This is a genomic window from Anoxybacillus amylolyticus (assembly GCF_001634285.1).
Classification (GTDB): Bacteria; Bacillota; Bacilli; order Bacillales; family Anoxybacillaceae; genus Anoxybacteroides; species Anoxybacteroides amylolyticum.
On the sequence record NZ_CP015438.1, the window covers coordinates 1,812,749 to 1,829,478 of the forward strand.

A 16,730-nucleotide genomic window follows, 5' to 3' on the forward strand; every position below is an offset into this window, starting at 1 on the left:
CTATGTGGAAAAAATTAAACCGTATTAGTCTACATATTATTATCGGAACTTTTTTTGCAAGAGCGGCAACGTTTATGACGATCCCGTTTTTATCTATTTATTTAACAAAAGTAAAAGGAGTAAGCGCAGTAGAGGCAGGCATGATTATTGGCATAAGTTCTTTTGTCAGCATATTTAGCGGTTTTATTGGGGGATATTTATCTGACCGTTTCGGCCGCAAAAACGTCATGATTAGTTCTATTTGGCTTTGGTCGCTTGTTTTTATCGGTTTTGCGGTGGCGAACGATGTGTGGCTCTTTTTTTTATTGAACGCTTTACACGGAATATGCCGTTCTTTTTTTGAACCATCTTCTCGGGCGCTGTTGTCCGACGTAACCAAACAAGAGCATAAATTGCTCGTTTTTAACTTACGTTATGCGGCCATTAATGTGGCGGCGGCAATTGGTCCGCTCCTTGGCTTAAAAATGGGCAGCGCTTCTTCGACCTTGGCGTTTTGGTTGACCGCGTTCATTTACGGATTGTATGGGGTGTCGTTATGGTGGCTGTCTCAACGTGAAGTTGTTTCCTCTCAACCAAAAGAAACACGCGTGACTTTTCGAAAAGCGTGCACGGTAATTGTTCACGACAAAATTTTTTTATTAGGAATGATTGGCATTACGTTAGGGGTAGCAGGGTATTCCCAATTTAGCTCTACTATTCCGCAATACGTATCATCCTACACCGATGGGGTTCAACTATTTTCTTATTTAATCGTCGTAAATGCAATTACTGTATTAATCGCCCAATACCCAATCACGCGCATCGGTAAAATGTATTCACCAGCAGTATCGATTGCGCTTGGAACAATAACTAGCGGTATTGGATTATGGCTATTTGGCTTATTTCATCACCCGCTTTTACTAGTAACAGCGATGGTTGTCTTTACCATTGGAGAGGTAATGATGTTTACGATGACCGACTTATTTGTCGACCAAATCGCGAAACCGCAGATGAAAGGACTGTATTTCGGTGCAATGGGATTTACTTCTATCGGCAACGCGTTCGGTCCGGTAGTCGGAGGCTTTTTACTTTCCTTTTTCGGCATGTCGCGAGGTGGGTATTTATTTGCTTCGCTAGCACTCCTAAGCTTTTTAGGATTTCCTTTTCTTTTTTATGTTGCTTATTTAATAAAAGAAAAAAAGCAGACAGTGGAATACAGTGCATAAATTCGCTATAATTGCAATGCAACCGTTTAACCTCATGACGAGCAGGTGATACATATGTTAACACTTAATGATGTTTTGCAAGCAAGAGAAAAAATGAAAGGAATTGTTCATCAAACTCCTTTGGAGCATTCGCAAACGTTCAGCCAGTTTTCCCTTAACGAAGTATACATGAAATTAGAAAATTTGCAGAAAACTGGTTCGTTTAAAGTTCGCGGCTCGTTTAATAAAATTATGTCGTTAAGTGAAGAGGAGCGACAGCGCGGAGTGGTGGCTGCCTCGGCAGGCAACCATGCCCAAGGGGTAGCGTACTCAAGCACGATGATTGGTATTCCGTGTACGATTGTGATGCCGAAAGGGGCACCATTAAGCAAAGTGCAGGCAACAAAAGGGTACGGCGCAGACGTGATTTTACATGGAGATGTGTTTGATGAGTCGTTAGAATATGCGCTTGAACTACAGCGACAGCGGCAAGCAACGTTTGTGCATCCGTTTGACGATTTAGCAGTAATGGCTGGACAAGGAACGATTAGCTTAGAAATTTTAGAACAGCTACCAGACGCAGAAGTAGTGTTATGCCCGGTGGGGGGCGGTGGATTGCTTGCCGGTCTAGCTTTTACGCTCAAGCAGCTAAAACCGTCGATTCAAGTATATGGAGTAGAGTCTTCCGCCTGCCCAGGAATGACCGCGGCTCTTCGCCATAAAAAACCGGTCACGATCACGTCGTCCGATACAATCGCCGACGGCATTGCCGTGAAAAAACCGGGAAACATTACGTATGAATATATAGAAAAATACGTAGATGGCGTCGTTTGTGTGGAAGAGGCGGAAATTTCCCGAACGATGCTCTATTTGCTCGAGCGAAATAAACTACTAGTGGAAGGATCAGGAGCGTGTTCCCTTGCCGCGTTGTTATATCATAAACTTCCGTTTACCGGCAAAAAAGTGGTGGCAGTGCTAAGTGGAGGGAATGTTGACGTTACGCTCATTTCCCGTATTATTGAGCGCGGCTTAGTCGAATCAGGACGGTTTGTGACGTTTACGACTGTTATTTCCGATAAACCAGGACAGTTGAACAAACTACTGCGGATTATTGCGGAATTAGAAGCAAACGTCATGTCGATTCACCATCAGCGAATCGGAGCAAAAGTATTGCCGGGTCAGGCGGAAATTCATTTTTCGCTCGAAACAAAAAACCAAGACCATATTCACCACATCCATCAAGTGTTAATGAAAGAAGGATACGATGTGGAATTTTTCCAATAAAAAAGGGTGGCTACTATGCCATCCTTTTTTATTAATGAACAATCGATGGAGAGGAGGACCATTTGGTTTGTCCGATTCCTTCTTGTGCCATTTTCGCTTTTAAACTTTCAAGCATATACAGCCCCACCATGCCAACTAACTCCGCGTCATCCATTTCTTTAATAAGTGCAAGCAAATCTTCACGTCTTAACTCTTCTAATACGGACATGGTCAAAATCTCTGCATCTTCTTCATCACCAGTCAGTCGGTTTTTATAATATTCGTATAATTCGTCAATAAATTTCACGGCTGTCCCTCGCTATTGTCCGTCAGCACCGTTTAATGTCACGCGGCGAACGTGCTTATTTTCTTCTGTTTGCGCTTTTTTTGCTTTTTCGTTGACAAGCGATTTTTGATCGACTTCGCTGGACGGGGGTTGTTTTTTCACCATTTGTTCACCTCCGAAAAATGTTGGGCATGTTTGACGAACGTTTCGGCATTTTCAATCAATCCGCAGGCAGCGCATTGCACACGGTAACTCGGACCGCGATAAGGGAGATGAAACGGATCGAGCGCCTCGCTCGTATATTCTATTTCCACTTCCCCAGTTTGCGGATGAAGCTTGACCGCTTTTGGATGCTGTTCAATAATATTGAATCGCGTTCGGTTTGTTTTGCATCCTGGGCATAACATCGGTTCCAAACGAATCACCTCCATTTTTTATTTTTCAAATTAGAAGGAGAATTATGCATGCTAAGAGAGGAATGAAGGGGGAGCGCGGCGAAATAAAGATTAAGAAATGAAAAGTAACAGAAAGGGTGAGAAGAAGTGGAAAAGTATATAAAAGAATTTTTTTCGGTAAAGGACATTGTTTTTATGTCTGCAACCGCTTTCATTTCACTTATCGCCACAGTCGTTTTGGCGGAAAATTGGGTTGTTTTTTTGCCGTTTTTTCTCGGGATAGTGCTGTATGTCGTGAGTGAATATTTGACCCATCGGTTTCTTTTTCATATGAAGCCACCAAAGCATCCGTTTTTGCTTTCGCTACTGAAGCGCCTTCACTACGATCATCATGTGCATCCGAACGACCTCGAACGATTATTTTTGCCGATTTGGTACAGTCTTCCACAAATGATCGTCATCAGTATCGCTACGTACCTTCTTTTCCCACAACTCGCTTATGCGTTCGCAATATATGCCGGTTTATCAGTCGCTCTCCTTTACTACGAATGGACACACTATGTGGCACACCGCCCGGTTCAACCGCGAACAAAATGGGGAAAGTGGATGAAAAAAATTCACCTTTGGCATCACTATAAAAATGAAAACTTTTGGTTCGGTGTAACGAATCCGTCAATGGACATCGTATTCGGTACGTTTAAAGAGGAAAAAGACGTGCCGAGAAGCGAAACAGCAAAGCAATTGATGAACAAAAAATAGCCTCTTCCCATAAGGGAAAGAAAGATAAACTACTCCCACTTAGCTTGAAGTGGGAGATTTTTCTCGGAATTAGGTTAAAAAGAGCGAAACACTTTCTTCCAATAGTTTGCTTGTTGAATCGCTTGTTTGTCGTTCAACACTTCTCCAGGTGCATTTCCTTTCCCGATAACATAACCGAGCCATTCGGTGCCGAAAAATTGAAAAATGTATTGGAACTGTTGCAACAGCGGAAGTCCTTTCACATACGGATCGTCTCCACCGCAAAGGACAACAAACGCTTTTTTCGTCTTCATTTCCTCCTTGAATGAAAACCGCGGATCGCGTAAACTTTGCGACCAACGATCGACAAACAACTTCATTTGTCCACTCATTCCATACCAATAAATCGGTGTCGCAAATATGAGTATGTCATGTTCGCGGACGAGTTCAATAAGTTTTTCATAATCGTCGGCCACTTCGGTAAATCCACCTAGCACGTGACGCTTATCAACAATCGGCTGGATGTAAAAATCTCGTAAGTTGACGTACGTATGCGCCACTCCTTGCATCATAACGTTCGTTAGCTGCTCCGTATTTCCGTTTTCTCGTGAACTTCCGTTTAACACTAATATTTTCATGTGATCAACCTCTTTCTATTTAACTTTTTAACATTATAAATGATGATTGACATTTCATGCAGCGATTCCGTATGTTATAAATAGCAACATAAAAAATATTTAACTTTTCAAAAAATTATGCTAATATGAAAGCGAAGGGATTGTCGATGGCAGAAAAAACATTAAAAGAACGAATTATCGAGACAGCATTACGTCTTTTTGAACAATACGGTTACCACGGGGTCACCGTCGATCGGATTGTGACAGAAAGTGACGCTTCAAAAGGTGGATTTTACCATAATTTCAAATCAAAAGATGAGCTTCTTTACCATATTCATGACGTATTTATTACGTATGTATTAAACAAAGCGCAAGACGCATATAAAAATTACCATACACCGACAGAGCGGCTATGCGCGATCGTTCAGTCATTTGTAAAAGTATTCCATTTATATAAGGCGCATATTACGGTTTTTTACCAAGAGTCTACGTATTTACGGCCAGAATACTCGCAACAAATTAATGAAAAGCGCGACGAGTTTAAACAAGTTATTTTCCAAGTCATTCGCGAAGGAATTGAAGCAGGGGAATTTCGTCCGGAACTTTCCGTTGAAATTACCGGCATGAGCATTATTGGCATGGTGAACTGGACGTATAAATGGTATAAACCAAACGGACCGATGACGATTGAACAAATCGCAGCTCATTTTATCGATTTTATTTTACATTCCGTCTTGACGGAGGAAGCGAAGCAAAAAATAGAAAAAAATCCCTTTTTTCTTGCAAGTAAACAAACGATTTAACAGAAAATTACAGATGTGAATAAAACCATTGATTGAGCAACGCAAACAAACCAACTAGTCGGTCTTTGCCCTTTTTATAAACCGACTAGTCGGTTCTAATATATCAAACAATGGGGGAGAGAACCGATGAATTTTGCACTCACAAAAGAGCAACAAATGATTAAAGAAATGGTGCGGGAGTTTGCGGAGAAGGAAATTGTACCGAACGCGGCGAAATGGGATGAAGAAGCGTATTTTCCTGTCGAAGTATTCAAAAAAATGGGCGAGCTAGGGCTTTTAGGCATCCCGTTTCCGGAACAGTACGGCGGATCAGGTGGCGATACGATTTCGTATGCGATCGCCGTAGAAGAAATCGGCCGTGCATGCGGTGGGACTGGACTAAGCTATGCGGCAGCTGTTTCACTTGGCGCAAGCCCGATTTATTATTTCGGGACAGAAGAACAAAAACAACAATGGCTAGTTCCGATGGCAAAAGGGGAAACGTTAGGCGCGTTTGGATTAACAGAACCAAACGCTGGGTCTGACGCTGGTGGAACGCGAACGAGAGCGGTGCTTGATGGCGATGAATATGTCATTAACGGCGAAAAATGCTGGATTACAAACGCAGGACACGCTAGACAAGTCATTGTCACCGCTATCACCGGCAAAGACGAGCGCGGCAAAAATATTATCTCGGCTATTATTGTCCCAACCAACACCCCTGGCTTTACGATTCGCTGTAACTACGACAAAATGGGTGTTCGTGCTTCTAATACGTGTGAACTTGTCTTTGAAAACGTGCGTGTACCGAAAGAAAACGTGCTTGGCGATCCGACGAAAGGCTTCAAACAATTTTTATACACGTTAGATGGTGGACGCATTTCCATCGCAGCACTTGCCGTTGGCATTGCACAAGCCGCGTTCGAGAAAGCGCTTCAATACGCGAAAGAACGTACCCAATTCGGGCAGTCTATCTCGAAATTCCAAGCGATTCAATTCAAACTGGCAGACATGGCGATGGAAATTGAACTCGCTCGCAACATGGTACACAAAGCCGCTTGGTTAAAAGACCAAGGGAAACCGTTTACAAAAGAAGCAGCTTACGCCAAACTTTTCGCGTCGGAAGCGGGCTTTCGCGCGTGCAACCAAGCCATTCAAATCCACGGCGGTTATGGTTATATGAAAGAGTACGGGGTGGAACGCCATTTACGTGACATTAAACTGATGGAAATCGGCGAAGGAACGTCGGAAATTCAACGGCTCGTTATCGCCCGTCAACTTGGATGCTAACCGACCGGAAACGTACGCAAGGTGAAACAAGGGGGTATTTTATGGCTGACATGTTGAATATCACAGTAGGGAAATTGCTTGAGGAAAAAGCAACAGCGCACCCAGACCATGAAGCGGTCGTCTATGCGGATCGCGGCTTACGCATGACGTATAAACAATTCGACGACTATTGCCGTTTCGTTGCCCGCGGATTGATGAAATTAGGCATTGAGGCAGGAGAACATATCGCCATTTGGGCGACGAATACTCCAGAATGGCTCGCTTGTCAATTTGCGACTGGAAAGATGGGCGCAGTGCTTGTCACGGTCAATACAAACTATCGAACAGCCGAATTAGAATATTTGCTAAAACAATCGGATTCTACTACGTTGCTTTTAATCGAACAATATCGCGACTCTTCTTACATCGAAATGATTTACGAAATTGCCCCAGAACTAAAAGAATGCGAACCTGGACAACTAAAAGCAAAACGGCTACCAAAATTAAAAAATGTCATTTTACTAAGCGATAAACGTTATCCAGGCACTTATTCATGGAACGACTTATTGGCGATGGCCAACGATGTAACAGAAGAAGCACTAGACGAACGGATGAACTCCCTTGACCCGCACGATGTCATCAACATGCAATACACCTCAGGAACGACCGGGTTTCCAAAAGGAGTCATGCTGACCCACTATAACATTGTCAACAACGCCTACAACATCGCCCAATGTATGAAACTTACAAAAGACGACCGTTTATGTATTCCCGTTCCGTTTTTCCATTGTTTCGGTTGTGTCCTCGGCACGTTAGCATGCGTTTCCGTCGGCGCAACGATGGTACCGCTGCAAGAATTTAACGCAAAACAAGTATTGCAGACAGTGCAAGACGAAAAATGTACGGCGTTGCACGGGGTTCCAACGATGTTTATCGCTGAATTGAATGACCCAGACTTTGAAACATTCGATTTATCGTCTTTACGCACCGGGATTATGGCAGGCTCGAACTGTCCGATTGAGGTGATGAAAGCCGTCATCGAAAAAATGGGTGCAAAAGAAATTACAATTGCCTACGGACAAACGGAATCATCCCCAGTCATTACGCAAACGCGGACAGATGACCCTATTCATTTGCGCGTCGAAACGGTCGGCAGAGCCCTTCCAAACGTCGAAGTAAAAATCGTTCAACCGGGAACGAGCGAAGAAGTGCCACGCGGCGTGCAAGGGGAATTATGTACGCGCGGCTATCACGTCATGAAAGGATATTATAACAACCCAGAAGCGACGAAAGAAGCGATTGACGAAGATGGTTGGCTCCATACAGGCGATTTAGCGGTCATGGATGAGAATGGATACTGCCGTATTACAGGCCGGTTAAAAGATATGATTATTCGCGGTGGGGAAAACATTTATCCGCGAGAAATCGAGGAGTTTTTATATCAACATCCGAAAATTTTAGACGTTCAAGTCGTCGGTGTCCCTGACGAAAAATATGGAGAAGAAGTGATGGCGTGGATCATTTTAAAAGAAGGACAGACAGCAACCGCCGAAGAAATTCGCGAATTTTGCCGCGGGAAAATTTCACGCCACAAAATTCCACGTTACATTGAATTTACCGACGCGTATCCGATGACAGCATCAGGGAAAATTCAAAAATTCAAGTTGCGTGAACAAGCAAAACAGCGGCTTGGACTTGTCAGAGAATAGGGGGATTGTATGTTTAAAAAAATTTTAATTGCCAACCGCGGGGAAATTGCTGCACGGGTCATTCGGACGTGCAAAAAGCTAGGAATTCAGACAGTCGCGGTCTATTCTGAAGCGGACGCCGATTCCCTCCATGTGAAATGGGCGGACGAAGCGTTTCTCATCGGGAAACCACGCGTGAGTGAAAGCTATTTAAATATCGAAAAAATCATCGAAATTGCTAAAGAAACAAAAGCGGAAGCCATTCACCCAGGATACGGCTTGTTATCAGAAAACCCAACGTTTGCCCGCCGCTGCGAAGAAGAAGGAATTGTATTTATCGGTCCAAACGCGGATGTCATCGCTAGCATGGGAAGCAAAATCGAAGCGCGCAAAACGATGGCCGAAGCTGGTGTCCCGATCGTTCCAGGCATTTCGTTTCCGCTGCAAGATGTGGAAGAAGCGGTGAAAACCGCGGAAACAATTGGATACCCGATCATGTTAAAAGCATCTGCTGGCGGGGGCGGCATCGGAATGCAAATCGTCCGCACCGAGGAAGAATTGCGGAAAGCGTTTGAAGGCAACCAAAAACGAGCGGCATCTTTCTTTGGCGATGGCGCGATGTATTTAGAAAAATATATTGAAAACCCAAGGCATATTGAAATTCAGCTTCTTGCCGACCATCACGGAAATTGCGTGTATTTATGGGAACGGGAATGCTCGATTCAGCGTCGACATCAAAAAGTGATTGAAGAAGCTCCATCGCCATTTTTAGACGAAGACACGCGGCGGAGCATGGGCGAAGCAGCGGTGCGTGCGGCGAAACATATTGGCTATACGAATGCTGGAACGATTGAATTTCTTGTCGATGAACAAAAAAACTTCTACTTTCTCGAAATGAATACACGTCTTCAAGTCGAACATCCGGTGACGGAAGAAATCACAGGCATCGATCTTGTCGAAGAACAGCTTCGGGTAGCTGCTTTCGAACGGCTAGGCTACACTCAACAAGACATCCAACGGAACGGTCATGCCATCGAAGTACGTATTTATGCGGAAGACCCGAAAACATTTTTCCCGTCACCAGGAACGATTACTGCTTTCCAATTGCCAGAAGGGGAAAACGTCCGCAACGAAACAGCGGTAACAAGCGGCGTCGCAGTCACGCCATTTTATGACCCGATGATTGCTAAACTGATTACAAAAGGCATCACGCGAGAAGAAGCGATTGCGCGGATGATCCAAGCGCTTGAGCATTATCAAGTGGAAGGGATAAAAACGAATATTCCGATGTTACAAGAAGTATTGAACCACTCGGCATTTCAAGCGGGACATACAACCACGAACTTTATTGCTACGTATTTGTATAAACAGTCGGCGAAATAGCCCATTCTGAAGATGTCTTCCGCTGATAGAGGCGGAAGACTTGCTTACATAAAACCTAAGGAAAATGGAGGAAAACGAGCAATGAAACAAGTAGTAGCCACAATGGCAGGAAACGTATGGAAAATCGTTGTAACAGTAGGAGAGCAAGTGGAAGAAGGGCAAGATGTCGTCATTTTAGAATCGATGAAAATGGAAATTCCAATTGCTGCAGAAGCCAGTGGAACGGTACAAGAAATTCATGTGCAAGAAGGCGATTTCGTCAACGAAGGAGACGTTTTATTGACATTGGAATGAGGGAAAAGAGGTGAAACAAGTCAATCACTCACCACTTAAAGTCTTATCCTTTTAAAGCGGTTCTTGTAAAAAGATCCAACATTGTTAATTGAAAGGAGGAATCGCCTGATTATGATGAAATGGCCTAAGCATGTCACCATTAAAGAAGTCGGTCCGCGCGATGGGCTGCAAAACGAAGCGGTCACGGTTGCAACAGAAGACAAAATTGCTTGGATTCAACAGCTAGCGAACACTGGACTGACATACATTGAAATTACATCGTTCGTTTCCCCAAAATGGATTCCGCAGCTGTCGGATTCATACGAAGTAGCAACGAACATTGAACGGATAGAAGGCGTAACGTATGCTGCACTTGTTCCAAACCAAAAAGGATTAGAAAAAGCGCTCGCCGCTAATGTCGATGAAGTGTCTGTCTTTATGTCTGCAAGCGAGACGCACAATCGGAAAAACATTAACAAATCAATCGCAGAAACGTTTCCGATATTAGCTGACGTCGTTCGGGAAGCGAAAGCGGCGCAAAAAACGGTGCGGGGCTACGTGTCAACCGTGTTCGGTTGTCCATATGAAGGGATGGTTTCTATAGAGCAAGTCAGCGATGTGGCCGAAAAATTGCTCGATATGGGCATTGATGAATTGTCGCTCGGCGATACGATTGGCGTCGCTAACCCTCGCCAAGTGGAACAAGTGCTTACGGTGCTACTGAAGCGATTTCCAAAAGAAAAACTCGCGATGCATTTTCACGATACGCGCGGTACAGCGTTAGCCAACGTGCTTATGTCGTTGCAAATGGGAATTACTACGTTTGATAGTTCGCTCGGTGGATTAGGAGGCTGCCCATATGCCCCAGGAGCGTCAGGAAATGTTGCGACAGACGATTTGCTTTACATGTTACATGGCATGGGGATTTCTACTGGCGTTGACCTCGATCGCTTAACGGAAGCCGCCTTATTTATTCAAGAGAAAATCGGACGAGCGCTCAATAGCCACCATTTACAAACAATCGCTTCGTGCCGTACTTAATGGCAAGTATAAGCGCGCGGGCGCTGATTACCTATGACTTTCGCTTGCTGACTACCATCGACATGCGATGTAGTCGCATTCACCTAATCAAAGGAGGATTGGAGAATGGAAGCTGTGCTTTATACGATAGAAAATGGAGTTGCGTGGATTACACTAAATCGCCCGCAAGCAGCAAACGCGCTATCGGTAACGTTGCTGAACGAATTGCAACAATTGATACGTGAATTGAAATTCGCCAAAAATGTCCGCACAGTCATCGTTACTGGGAGCGGAGAAAAAGTGTTTTGTGCAGGTGCAGATTTAAAAGAGCGCGCCGGCATGAACGAAACGGAAGTGCGCCAAACCGTTGCGCTTATTCGCGACACCATTAACGCCTTTGAACAACTTCCACAGCCAGTCATTTGTGCGCTGAACGGTTCGGCGTTCGGCGGAGGATTGGAATTGGCACTGGCGTGTGATATTCGTATTGCTGCTGACCATGCACTGCTCGGCTTAACCGAAACATCACTGGCTATTATTCCAGGCGCTGGAGGAACGCAGCGGCTTCCTCGCTTAATTGGGGTAGGAAAAGCAAAAGAACTCATCTTCACCGCAAAACGCATTTCCGCTACGGAAGCACTAGATATCGGGCTTGTCGAACACGTCGTGCCACGTGAACAATTGCTTCTAAAAGCCAACGAACTTGCGCAACAAATTGCCCAAAACGGTCCAATTGCCGTCGTCCAAGCAAAACTTGCCATTAACCGCGGGCTTGACGTCGATTTATCTACAGGATTAAAAATCGAACAAATGGCGTATGAAGTCACGATTCCGACAAAAGACCGTTTAGAAGCGCTAGCGGCTTTTAAAGAAAAACGAACACCGGTCTACAAAGGGGAGTAGAGCTATGAACGGAAAAACACTAACAGAAACATTAATGGAACGCACAAAGCAAATCGAGCAAGGTGGAGAACAAAAATACCATCGAAAAAACGCGGAACAAGGGAAGTTGTTCGTCCGCGACCGCTTGAAGTTGCTATTTGACGATGGCATGCAGTTTGAAGATGCTTTGTTTGCTAATTGTCTTGCGGACGGTCTTCCTGCCGATGGTGTTGTCACTGGAGTCGGGAAAATTAACGGGCAAACGGTATGCGTCATGGCTAACGACTCGACCGTCAAAGCAGGGTCGTGGGGAGCGCGAACGGTTGAAAAAATTATTCGCATTCAAGAAACAGCTGAAAAACTTCGCTGCCCGATTTTATATTTAGTCGACTCCGCTGGTGCGCGCATTACTGACCAAATTGAAATGTTCCCTGGACGCCGCGGAGCAGGGCGTATTTTTTACAACCAAGTCAAACTTTCAGGAAAAGTGCCGCAAATTTGTTTATTGTTCGGACCATCTGCTGCTGGCGGTGCCTACATTCCAGCGTTTTGCGATATCGTCATTATGGTCGAAGGAAACGCATCAATGTATTTAGGCTCTCCACGCATGGCAGAAATGGTCATCGGGGAAAAAGTAACGCTCGAAGAAATGGGTGGAGCGCGCATGCATTGCAGCGTATCCGGTTGCGGCGATGTGCTTGTTAAGACAGAAGAAGAAGCCATTCAGTTTGCGCGGAAGTATTTATCGTATTTTCCAGCGAATTTTAGCGAGAAGCCACCTATTCATGAAGTAAGACCGCCAAGAACGTTTGAAAAAACGATCGAGGACATTTTGCCAGTCAACCAAAATGCGCCGTTTAACATGTACGATTTAATCGAACGGTTTATCGACGAAGGTTCGTTTTGCGAAATTAAAAAATTGTTTGCGCCTGAACTGATTACAGGGCTTGCTCGCTTAAACGGCGAACCGATTGGCATTATCGCAAATCAGCCGCGCGTCAAAGGCGGCGTCTTGTTCCATGACTCAGCCGATAAAGCTGCAAAATTTATTACGCTTTGCGATGCGTTCCATATTCCGCTTCTCTTTTTAGCCGACATCCCTGGATTTATGATCGGCACAAAAGTAGAACGCGCAGGCATTATTCGCCATGGGGCAAAAATGATTTCGGCGATGTCGGAGGCAACCGTGCCGAAAATATCGGTGATCGTTCGCAAAGCGTACGGCGCTGGACTTTATGCGATGGCAGGACCAGCATTTGAACCGGATTGCTGTCTAGCGTTCCCGAACGCGCAAATTGCAGTCATGGGGCCAGAAGCAGCGGTAAATGCCGTATATGCGAATAAAATTGCCGAGCTTCCAGAAGAAGAACGCCCGGCATTTATTGAGCAAAAACGGGAAGAATATCGCCGCGATATCGATATTTACCGTCTCGCTTCGGAAATGGTGATTGACGGGATTATCGCTCCGAATTCATTGCGGGAAGAATTAATTCGCCGTTTTGATGCGTATCGTTCGAAATACATGACGTTCTCTGAACGAAAGCACGGCGTCTATCCAGTCTAATGGACTTGCCAAAAGGAAAAAGATTATGTATGATAATAATCATCGCTGCGGTGTACGTGAACGAATGAAGTTTCAACCGATGGCTGAAAAGAGGGAGTTCTACATCGAAACGGGAATGTCATGCCCTACGATGCGGAAATAGGGACGACACGAATGTTTCTGCGAACACCCACGTAGTGGAGTGTGGTTGAGAAACTGCATTCACCCAACGGCAACTCGCGGCGGCAAACGAACCGATCAAAAAAGGTCGGTTCGTTTGCTTTTTTCCTACAAACATAGTATAATCATAATTCGCACACGAATAGTTCGTATTCGAATTATTTCAGTTAGAAAGGAGGGGATAAGGTGGAAGCATTCGGTCGGGAAATGATGTACTCTGTATTTCGAATTCGCAAAGCGCTATACACCTTAATTCGAGAGGACGCTACAAGAGTAGGGATTACAGAACTACAGCTAATCATTCTTTATACGTTATCGAAAAAAGAAAACATCCGCTTAAACGATTTAGCAGAAAAATTAAACATGAGCAATAGCACGATTAGCGGGACGATTGAACGCCTTGTCAGTGCGGGATTGGTCATACGCAAGCCATCAAAAGAAGACCGGCGTGCGGTTACGCTTCACCTTTCAGAAAAAGGAAAAGAAAAACTACAAGAAGCGTTCAATGACGAATCGCTTCTAATTCAGCGATTGCAAAAAGTAGAAACAACGCTCGCAAAAGAGGAGATGGAAATATTACTATCGCTACAACAAAAAGTAAAAACGATTTTATTAGGGGAGGAATGAACCGGTGAGCATGAAACGTTTAATTACGTTAAACATTATTGTATTGCTTTTACTAGTAGCAGGGGGGATTGCGGCTTATTACTATGTCAATGAAACAACGAATTACATTAAGACAGACAACGCACGGATTGACGGGCAAGCAATTTCTATCGTACCTCCGACGGCAGGAAAATTAGTCGATTGGTCTGGCGATATTGGGAAAACGTTTAGTAGCGGTGACCAAATTGGCGCAGTGTCGGACGGAAAAAATACGTTTCCGATTACCGTTCCACATCATATGACAATCGTTCAGCAAAGTGCAGTCACCAACTCGCTTGTTGCGCCAACAGTTCCTCTAGCGCGTGGATACGACTTATCGCACTTATGGGTTACTGCCAATATCGAAGAAACAAAAATCGAAGACATTAAAACAGGGCAAGATGTCGATATTTACGTCGATGCTTATCCAGACCGTAAATTTACAGGAAAAGTAGAAAAGTTAGGGTTCGCCACTGCGAATACGTTTAGCTTGTTGCCAAGCTCGAATACGACAGGCAACTATACAAAAGTGACACAAGTCATTCCGATTACGATTTCTATTGATGACTATAATGGGGCGGGACTTGTACCAGGAATGAACGTCACCGTTCGCATTCATAAGTAGGTGATGATGATGTCAACGTTTTTCACGGGGTACATCTTCTTTTCCCTTCTTGTGCTAGGGCTGTTTAATTATATGTTAAGAAAGAAAAAACAAACGAACGTACAAGAAGAGGAAATCATAGCGGAAAAAGAAATCGCCCCTCAAGCAGCGGGGGATATGACATTAGGAACAAGTCGAGCGAAAGTCGTAGCGACGATTATGCTTGGGGCGTTTGTTGCGATTTTAAACCAAACATTAATTAACGTAGCGCTCCCTCATATGATGGGAGACTTGAATGTGGAAACGTCAACGATCCAATGGCTTGTGACCGGCTATATGCTCGTCAACGGGGTATTGATTCCAATTAGTCCGTTTTTAATCGCGAAATTTCCGACGAAAAAACTATTTCTTTCAGGTATGGCGTTTTTCGCTGTCGGGGCGCTCATCTGTTCGTTCGCCCAATCGTTTGCAGTGATTTTAACCGGTCGGTTAATTCAAGCGGTTGGCGCAGGCATTATTATGCAGCTGATGATGGTTGTAATGCTAACGATTTTCCCGCCGGAAAAACGAGGGGTAGCGATGGGAACGGTTGGGATCGCGATGATGTTTGCCCCAGCGATTGGTCCGACGTTATCTGGGTGGCTAGTGGAACATTATTCATGGCGTCTTCTGTTTGATATCGTTTTGCCGATTGTGATTATCGATATTGTATTAGCCTTTCTTTGGTTAAAAAATACGCCAAAAACGACCAATCCGACATTAGATGTTCGTGGGGCTATCTACTCTACCCTTGGCTTTGGCGGCGTGTTATACGGTTTTAGTGAAGCTGGTAGCAACGGTTGGGGGAGTACGGAAGTAGCGGTTTCGATTGCGATTGGTGTCTTTTTCCTTATTTTGTTTACTTGGCGTTGTTTTACAGCCGAACATCCGATTTTAAATTTGCGTGTCTTTAAATACAGCGTGTTTACGCTGACGACGATTATTGGCTGCGTGTTAAATATGGCATTATTTGCCGCGATGGTTCTGTTGCCTGTGTATTTACAAAATATCCGTGGCTTTACTCCGCTTGATTCGGGGTTGCTTCTGTTGCCTGGCGCGATTGTGATGGCGATTATGTCACCGATTTCGGGAATGATTTTTGACAGGATTGGCGTTCGGTCGTTAGCGATTGTCGGGCTGATTATAACAGTTGTGACGACATGGGAATTTAGCCAACTAACGTTAGATACACCGTATCGACATATTTTATGGCTCTATATTTTCCGGATGCTTGGCATGTCGATGCTGTCGATGACGATTATGACGGCGGGATTAAACGTATTGCCACGCCACTTGTATAGCCACGGAACGGCAGCCGCGAATACGTTGCGCCAAGTCGCTTCTTCGTTAGGAACAGCGTTTCTTGTTACGGTGATGTCTAACCGGGCGAAATTTCACGCGGAAAATTATCGCAATGAATTGACAAGCGATAACCCAATCGCTGTCGAGACGGTGGCACATCTGAAACGGCTCATTCCGAGCGATGAAGCGGTCACCCAATTACTGTACGGATTAGTGCAACAACGTTCCGCGGTAGAAGGCATTAACGATGCGTTTATCGTGGCGACCGTACTAGCGTTAGTAGCGCTCATTTTATCCTTCTTCTTAAAAGGGAAAAAGAAACAATCCGCTGTACAAGAGAGCTGATCGGTAAGTGACCGGTCAGCTTTTTTCATAATCGCTCCACCCTTTTCATACATATAAGACAAGCAAAGGAAAAGGGGGAGTATTAGTGGCTTATTTCGGATCAAAAGGCTGGCTTGTGGAGCAATTAAAAAAGAGCGGTATTCATCGTCATCCTGTCGAGCGAAAAAAGTTGGAAACGTATAAAGCTGCGATTTTGTATGGACTGTACGAAAAATATGTACAAAAAGGACGTATTGCGCAATAAGGCAAAGATCGCTACAATAGAAGGAGTAACGGATGATGAAAGGAGTAG

General features: G+C 44.5%; 19 protein-coding genes and 1 other RNA gene. 16 read left to right on the forward strand and 4 right to left on the reverse strand.

What is annotated here, in order from left to right:
• Nucleotides 1-2 precede the first annotated feature (2 nt).
• Nucleotides 3-1,205 carry an MDR family MFS transporter gene (locus GFC30_RS09230; RefSeq protein ID WP_066324649.1) on the forward strand — a complete coding sequence of 401 codons (1,203 nt, stop codon included), beginning with the start codon at nt 3-5 and terminating at the stop codon, nt 1,203-1,205.
• A gap of 54 nt (nt 1,206-1,259) precedes the next feature.
• Nucleotides 1,260-2,468, forward strand: a complete 1,209-nt coding sequence (gene ilvA / locus GFC30_RS09235) for a threonine ammonia-lyase (RefSeq protein ID WP_066324650.1) — start codon at nt 1,260-1,262, stop codon at nt 2,466-2,468.
• Between the two features lie 31 nt (nt 2,469-2,499).
• On the opposite strand, the gene GFC30_RS09240 is transcribed toward ilvA, so the two are convergent.
• From GFC30_RS09240 to GFC30_RS09245, 3 genes are read right to left on the reverse strand one after another with little or no spacing between them, the layout of a single operon-like run.
• Nucleotides 2,500-2,754, reverse strand: a complete 255-nt coding sequence (locus tag GFC30_RS09240) for a DUF6154 family protein (RefSeq protein ID WP_066324652.1) — start codon at nt 2,752-2,754, stop codon at nt 2,500-2,502.
• A 12-nt stretch (nt 2,755-2,766) separates the two neighbouring features.
• Nucleotides 2,767-2,898 carry a hypothetical protein gene (locus GFC30_RS17620; RefSeq protein ID WP_274520057.1) on the reverse strand — a complete coding sequence of 44 codons (132 nt, stop codon included), beginning with the start codon at nt 2,896-2,898 and terminating at the stop codon, nt 2,767-2,769.
• Nucleotides 2,892-3,149 (reverse strand): DNA alkylation repair protein, encoded by a 258-nt coding sequence (locus GFC30_RS09245; RefSeq protein ID WP_066324654.1) that lies wholly within the window; start codon nt 3,147-3,149, stop codon nt 2,892-2,894. Before GFC30_RS09245 ends, GFC30_RS17620 begins: the two co-directional genes overlap by 7 nt.
• Nucleotides 3,150-3,275: 126 nt before the next feature.
• Between GFC30_RS09245 and GFC30_RS09250 the strand changes: the two genes are divergently transcribed.
• Entirely contained in the window at nt 3,276-3,887 is a 612-nt protein-coding gene (locus GFC30_RS09250) for a sterol desaturase family protein (protein ID WP_409978483.1), read from the forward strand.
• A 74-nt stretch (nt 3,888-3,961) separates the two neighbouring features.
• Here GFC30_RS09250 and GFC30_RS09255 read toward each other — a convergent pair whose 3' ends face one another.
• Nucleotides 3,962-4,504 (reverse strand): flavodoxin family protein, encoded by a 543-nt coding sequence (locus GFC30_RS09255; protein WP_066324656.1) that lies wholly within the window; start codon nt 4,502-4,504, stop codon nt 3,962-3,964.
• Nucleotides 4,505-4,650: 146 nt separating this feature from the next.
• Here GFC30_RS09255 and GFC30_RS09260 point away from each other — a divergent pair, with 146 nt between their 5' ends.
• The 13 genes from GFC30_RS09260 to GFC30_RS16540 all read left to right on the forward strand — a co-directional run bounded on the left by GFC30_RS09260 (nt 4,651) and on the right by GFC30_RS16540 (nt 16,682).
• On the forward strand, nt 4,651-5,286 hold the full coding sequence (locus GFC30_RS09260; protein ID WP_066324658.1) for a TetR/AcrR family transcriptional regulator: 636 nt from the start codon (nt 4,651-4,653) through the stop codon (nt 5,284-5,286).
• Nucleotides 5,287-5,412: 126 nt separating this feature from the next.
• Nucleotides 5,413-6,555: an acyl-CoA dehydrogenase gene (locus GFC30_RS09265; protein ID WP_066324661.1), complete on the forward strand. Its 1,143-nt coding sequence runs from the start codon at nt 5,413-5,415 to the stop codon at nt 6,553-6,555.
• Nucleotides 6,556-6,596: 41 nt separating this feature from the next.
• Nucleotides 6,597-8,243, forward strand: coding sequence for an AMP-binding protein (locus GFC30_RS09270; protein ID WP_084256267.1), 1,647 nt, complete (start codon nt 6,597-6,599; stop codon nt 8,241-8,243).
• Between the two features lie 9 nt (nt 8,244-8,252).
• Nucleotides 8,253-9,605: an acetyl-CoA carboxylase biotin carboxylase subunit gene (gene accC / locus GFC30_RS09275; protein WP_066324663.1), complete on the forward strand. Its 1,353-nt coding sequence runs from the start codon at nt 8,253-8,255 to the stop codon at nt 9,603-9,605.
• Between the two features lie 81 nt (nt 9,606-9,686).
• Nucleotides 9,687-9,899 carry an acetyl-CoA carboxylase biotin carboxyl carrier protein subunit gene (locus GFC30_RS09280; protein ID WP_066324665.1) on the forward strand — a complete coding sequence of 71 codons (213 nt, stop codon included), beginning with the start codon at nt 9,687-9,689 and terminating at the stop codon, nt 9,897-9,899.
• A gap of 111 nt (nt 9,900-10,010) precedes the next feature.
• Nucleotides 10,011-10,919, forward strand: coding sequence for a hydroxymethylglutaryl-CoA lyase (locus tag GFC30_RS09285; RefSeq protein ID WP_066324666.1), 909 nt, complete (start codon nt 10,011-10,013; stop codon nt 10,917-10,919).
• Nucleotides 10,920-11,024: 105 nt separating this feature from the next.
• Nucleotides 11,025-11,801: an enoyl-CoA hydratase gene (locus GFC30_RS09290; RefSeq protein WP_066324667.1), complete on the forward strand. Its 777-nt coding sequence runs from the start codon at nt 11,025-11,027 to the stop codon at nt 11,799-11,801.
• A 4-nt stretch (nt 11,802-11,805) separates the two neighbouring features.
• Nucleotides 11,806-13,344 carry an acyl-CoA carboxylase subunit beta gene (locus GFC30_RS09295; RefSeq protein ID WP_066324668.1) on the forward strand — a complete coding sequence of 513 codons (1,539 nt, stop codon included), beginning with the start codon at nt 11,806-11,808 and terminating at the stop codon, nt 13,342-13,344.
• 39 nt (nt 13,345-13,383) lie between these two features.
• A non-coding RNA gene (gene ssrS, locus GFC30_RS09300) (6S RNA) lies at nt 13,384-13,573 on the forward strand.
• A 116-nt stretch (nt 13,574-13,689) separates the two neighbouring features.
• Complete coding sequence (locus GFC30_RS09305; RefSeq protein WP_066324670.1) at nt 13,690-14,130, forward strand: MarR family winged helix-turn-helix transcriptional regulator; 441 nt, start codon at nt 13,690-13,692, stop codon at nt 14,128-14,130.
• 10 nt (nt 14,131-14,140) lie between these two features.
• On the forward strand, nt 14,141-14,773 hold the full coding sequence (locus GFC30_RS09310) for an HlyD family secretion protein (RefSeq protein WP_179946299.1): 633 nt from the start codon (nt 14,141-14,143) through the stop codon (nt 14,771-14,773).
• Between the two features lie 156 nt (nt 14,774-14,929).
• Nucleotides 14,930-16,438: a DHA2 family efflux MFS transporter permease subunit gene (locus GFC30_RS09315; RefSeq protein ID WP_409978518.1), complete on the forward strand. Its 1,509-nt coding sequence runs from the start codon at nt 14,930-14,932 to the stop codon at nt 16,436-16,438.
• Nucleotides 16,439-16,523: 85 nt separating this feature from the next.
• Nucleotides 16,524-16,682, forward strand: coding sequence for a DUF2639 domain-containing protein (locus tag GFC30_RS16540; RefSeq protein ID WP_084256269.1), 159 nt, complete (start codon nt 16,524-16,526; stop codon nt 16,680-16,682).
• The last annotated feature ends 48 nt before the right edge of the window (nt 16,683-16,730 follow it).